The following is a 4,388-nucleotide window of genomic DNA, read 5'->3' as shown; positions in this document are numbered from 1 at the left end:
CCATAGTCCCGGCAATGCCCGCAACTGGGGCGCTAGGGCCGCCCTCAGATTGCGTACTCAATTTTTCCGCCCATGATCGGAATGTCTGGATCATTCGGCCAAGTTCGCGTGGACCTCTCCACGCCTGACATGTCATGCTCGACGAGGTCGTCGCCAACATGCCCGCCGCCGCCGCTGCCGAAAAGCTCCAGCGCGTCCGGCAAGCCGCTGCCGAGACCTGTGCGACGCTCGTCGGGGAGCGGCCGACGATGACCGGATTCGAAACCTAGAGTCACGCCCTGCCGGCCAGCCAGCCGACGTGCAAAGCGTGACGACAGGCGCATGCTCCTCCAGCGCAGACGGAAAGAGCCTCATGTCACGGCCACTTGACGAAAACGGCCTTTCCGATCGCGGCGAAAGCGGGGACCGGCGGCGTGACCGACTGTTCGAGCGGCATCCCTGGTTGCGCCATCCGCTGAGTTCGCTCGGGCCGGGGCTTATAACCGGGGTTGCGGACGACGACCCGAGCGGCATCGCCACTTACTCGCAGGCCGGCGCCGCGTTCGGCTTCGGCCTGCTCTGGACCATGCCGTTGGCTTATCCGCTGATGTCGGCGGTGCAGGAACTGACGGCGCGGTTGGGGCGGGTCACCGGCATGGGCCTCGCCGCCAATATCCGGCGCGTCTTTCCGCCCTTTGTCCTTCGGTCTCTGGTCCTGCTCTTGCTCCTGGCGAACATCTTCAACATCGCCGCCGACATCGCCGCAATGGGGGAGGCGGCCGAGCTCGTGCTCGGCTTCGATCGCCATCTCATGACCGCGCTGTTCGTTACCGCAACGCTCCTCCTGCAGGTGCTCGTGCCTTATCATCGCTATGTCTTCTATCTGAAATGGCTGACATTTTCGCTGCTTGCCTATGTCGCCGTGCTGTTCGTCGTGCATGTCGATTGGGGTATGGCAATGCGCCAGACGCTTCTGCCGCATATCAGCCTCGACGGCACCGCCGCGATGATGATCGTCGGCATCTTCGGGACGACGATCAGTCCCTATCTCTTCTTCTGGCAGGCCTCCGAGGAGGTCGAGGATATGCGCGGAGGCGCGCCGTTGCTTGATGCGCCGCATGAGGCGCCGGCCGAACTGGCGCGGATCCGCTGGGATACGTGGAGCGGCATGCTCTATTCGGACGCCACATCCTATTTCATCATTCTCGCCACCGCCGTCACCCTGCATTCCGCCGGCATCACGCAAATCGACACCGCGGCCGAGGCGGCAAGCGCGCTTCGTCTGTCAGATGTTGCCGGGGACCGGTGCCTCCGGATTGATGAGCCCCGCGCGGCGCAATTCCATCCAGAAGTCCGCGGGCACGACCTCGTTCAGCGCGGCGCTGTCCTCGGTGATACGGCTCGGACGGCTGGCCCCGGGGATCACCGCCGCAACCGCCGGGTGGGCAAGCGAGAATTGCAGGCCGGCCGCCTTCATGCTGATGCCATATCGATCGGCGATCGCCTTGATCCGCGCGACCTTGTCGAGGATGGCCGGCGTCGCCGGCGCATATTCGAAGTTCGGGCCGCCGACGAGCGCGCCCGAACTGTAGGGGCCGCCAACGACGATACCCAGACCGCGCTGCTCGGCCTTGGGCATCAGCCGCTGGAGCGCGCGATCATGGTCGAGCAGCGCATAGCGGCCGGCGAGCAGCGAACCGTCCGGGCGCGGCTCGTCGAGGTCGAGCAGCAACTCGACCGGCTCGACCTTGTTCACGCCGAGACCCCAGGCCTTGATCACCCCTTCATCGCGCAAGCGGTCGAGCGCCTTGAACGCGCCCCTGCGCGCGCTCTCGAACATCGACAGCCACTCGTCACCGTAGAAATCCTGCGCGATGTCATGGACCCAGGCGATCTCGATGCGGTCGGTCCTGAGGCGTTTCAGGCTGTCTTCGATCGAGCGCAGCGTCGCATCTTCCGAATAATCGTTCACGATGCGGTTGGGGCGTCCATATTTGAACACGTCGCCCTTCTCGCCAAGATCGCGTGCGCTGACGTCCTCGACCTCGTCGAGAATGATGCGGCCGACCTTGGTGCTGATGACATAGTCTTCGCGCGGACGCGCGGCGAGCGCCTCGCCCATGCGGATCTCGGCCAGGCCCGCCCCGTAGAAGGGCGCGTTGTCGAAATAGCGGATGCCGTCGTTCCAGGCCGCATCCACCGTCGCGAGCGCTTCGTCTTCCGGGATGTCGCGGAACATGTTGCCGAGTGGCGCGGCGCCGAAGCCGAGCCGGCCTGGAAGGATCTGCTTGAGGAACATGGTTTCGCTCCATTTTTTGCTGCGGCGCCCGGGGTTCCGGGATCCGCCCGAACATTGCTCCTCTCGCGCGAAATGCCGCCTCTTTCATCCTCCGGGCGACGAGATCTGCGTGAGATGTTGCCGAAGGGCATTGATGGTGTCGAGTAACTCGACGAGGCTGGGCACCTCACCTGAGCGGTAGGGGCCTGAAGCTGGTCCGGACGACCCAGTCGCACGGACCGGCGCGATGAAGCGATAACCCCTACCGACGACGGTCGCGATAAACCGCGGCAAGCAAGGATCGTCCTCTAGGGCTCGCCGGAGGCCAGCCACGTTCACCTTGAGATTGGTCTCTTCGACATAGGTGTTCGGCCAGACGCGCGAGATCAGCGTGCGCTTGTCCACCAATTCTCCCGGTTTCTCGACCAGTGCCGTGAGGATATCGAGTGCGCGCCCTCCGATTTTGACGGGCGCGTCCCGCTTCAGCAGTGACTGCTGTTCCGGCCTCAGGAGGAACGGGCCGAACGCAAAGCAGCGTTGGACCGGCCCGGCTTGGTCGAAACTGAATGCGTGCTCCGCTGAACGAGTCGCCCCAGGAGCAGGTTCGGAAGCAGCAGTCGGCATTTCGACACTCCTCCAGCCTTGGCGCATGGACCGACCAGTCCGCATCCGGACTATCATGGCAGCCCATCGCTGGCGGCGGATCACTGGAATGCGTTCGACAGTGTCGCCCCATCCGATAGCAGCAGAATAAGCTTCAGCTCCGCCATCGGTCCATGGCCCTAAACCGGGGAAGCCAGAATACCCATTTGAGTGATAGCCAGGCGAAATCGTTTCCGGCCAACACACCGTTGACGGAATCGCTAAAGTTCGATGATCCCTCGCTTGGCGGCAACCGTCACCGCATGCGTTCGGTCTGCGACCCCGAGCTTGGCGAAGGTGCGCTTGAGATGCGCCTTTACCGTGTCCTCCGAGATGCCTAGCCGCCAGGCGATCTGCTTGTTCGGGTTGCCGGCAGCCACCAGCGACAGAATCTCGATTTCGCGCTCGGTCAGGGCTTCCCCGATCGCATGCACCGCTATCTGCGTCGCGACCTCCGGAGGGATATGGCGTCCGCCGCCATGCACGGCGCGGATCGCGTCGATCAGATCGGTTCGCATCGCGCTCTTGAGCAGATAGCCGTTGGCGCCCGCCTTGAGCGCACGCAACGCTTTCGCATCGCCGACATAGGTTGTGAGCACCAGGATACGGACCTGCGGATATTTCTTGCTGATCGTCTGGATCGCTTCGACCCCATCCATGCCGGGCATTTGGAGATCCATCAGCACCACGTCGGGATTGGCCGTCTCGATCGCGGCGATCGCGGCGGTGCCATCGCCGACCTCCGCGGCCACGACCATATCGGGCTGCCGCTTGATCGATCCGACGACCCCGTCGCGCATCATCGGGTGATCGTCGACGATCATCACGCGAATGGGATTGGCGGTTGCTGAGTCATCCATCGCTGCATCCCCTCGCCAACCGACGCCGCCAGGCTGGCCAGATCGGTCGCGATTTGTCGGCGTGGGCAAAATCGGCCACCGACCGTCACTTCGACTAGCGTGCCTAGTCGCCCGGACTTAGCCCTTTCGCCTCACGCGCGTCGACAGCCAGTATCGGTCCAAGGTCGTCACGCTACCAAAATTAACCCTGCTTCACGGAGATGAACGACCGCAAGCCGCCCGGCTCATTATGTCATCACCATTGCGTTTTGCCGCCAATCGGCGCCACCAGGTCAGCGATCTCCGTCGAGGCCTGTCGGCATAGGCGATTTCGGCAGCGACCTTTACTTCTACTAGCGTCCCGCCGGCCGGGTCAGTGGTAATGGTCAGTTGGCCGCCGATCTTCTCCGCCCGCTCGCGCATGCCGACGAGCCCAAAATGACCGGCGACGCCGCCCTGCGCGACGATCTCCGGTGCAATGCCGATTCCGTCGTCGATGATGCGTAAGACAAGCGCGTCTGGACCATAACCAACGATGATCGATACTTTGCGCGCGCGTGCGTGGCGGGAGACGTTGAACAATGCCTCGTCCGTGATCCGCAGCAGTTCATCGGCAATTGCGGGGTAGAGCTCCCGTTGCGGCCCCTCGA

The 4,388-nt window shown here is 63.6% G+C and carries 5 protein-coding genes and 1 pseudogene; 1 reads left to right on the top strand and 5 read right to left on the bottom strand.

Translation table 11 applies throughout. The features are described from left to right. Positions 1 to 44: 44 nt before the first annotated feature. Positions 45 to 323, bottom strand: a complete 279-nt coding sequence (locus tag BGN95_RS26870; RefSeq protein WP_286774609.1) for a hypothetical protein — start codon at positions 321 to 323, stop codon at positions 45 to 47. Positions 324 to 352: 29 nt separating this feature from the next. On the opposite strand from BGN95_RS26870, the pseudogene BGN95_RS26865 reads away from it, so the two are divergent. Next, positions 353 to 1,249: pseudogene (locus BGN95_RS26865) on the top strand (NRAMP family divalent metal transporter); the annotation flags it as partial. 15 nt (positions 1,250 to 1,264) lie between these two features. Here the strand turns inward: BGN95_RS26865 and BGN95_RS26860 are convergent. From BGN95_RS26860 to BGN95_RS26845, 4 genes are all read right to left on the bottom strand, one after another. Next, positions 1,265 to 2,218, bottom strand: coding sequence for an aldo/keto reductase (locus BGN95_RS26860; protein ID WP_353744757.1), 954 nt, complete (start codon positions 2,216 to 2,218; stop codon positions 1,265 to 1,267). Positions 2,219 to 2,362: 144 nt separating this feature from the next. Continuing rightward, a complete protein-coding gene (locus tag BGN95_RS26855) occupies positions 2,363 to 2,881 on the bottom strand; it encodes a winged helix-turn-helix domain-containing protein (protein ID WP_286774608.1) in 519 nt (172 codons plus the stop codon). Positions 2,882 to 3,120: 239 nt separating this feature from the next. Then, positions 3,121 to 3,759 (bottom strand): response regulator, encoded by a 639-nt coding sequence (locus tag BGN95_RS26850; RefSeq protein WP_286774607.1) that lies wholly within the window; start codon positions 3,757 to 3,759, stop codon positions 3,121 to 3,123. Positions 3,760 to 3,951: 192 nt separating this feature from the next. Next, a partial coding sequence (locus BGN95_RS26845; RefSeq protein ID WP_286774606.1) for a sensor histidine kinase occupies positions 3,952 to 4,388 on the bottom strand: 437 nt, incomplete at its 5' end.

The sequence above is a fragment of the Sphingomonas sp. 66-10 genome (assembly GCF_001897045.1).
Taxonomy (GTDB): Bacteria; Pseudomonadota; Alphaproteobacteria; order Sphingomonadales; family Sphingomonadaceae; genus Sphingomonas; species Sphingomonas lycopersici.
This window is presented reverse-complemented; position numbering and strand designations above follow the sequence as displayed.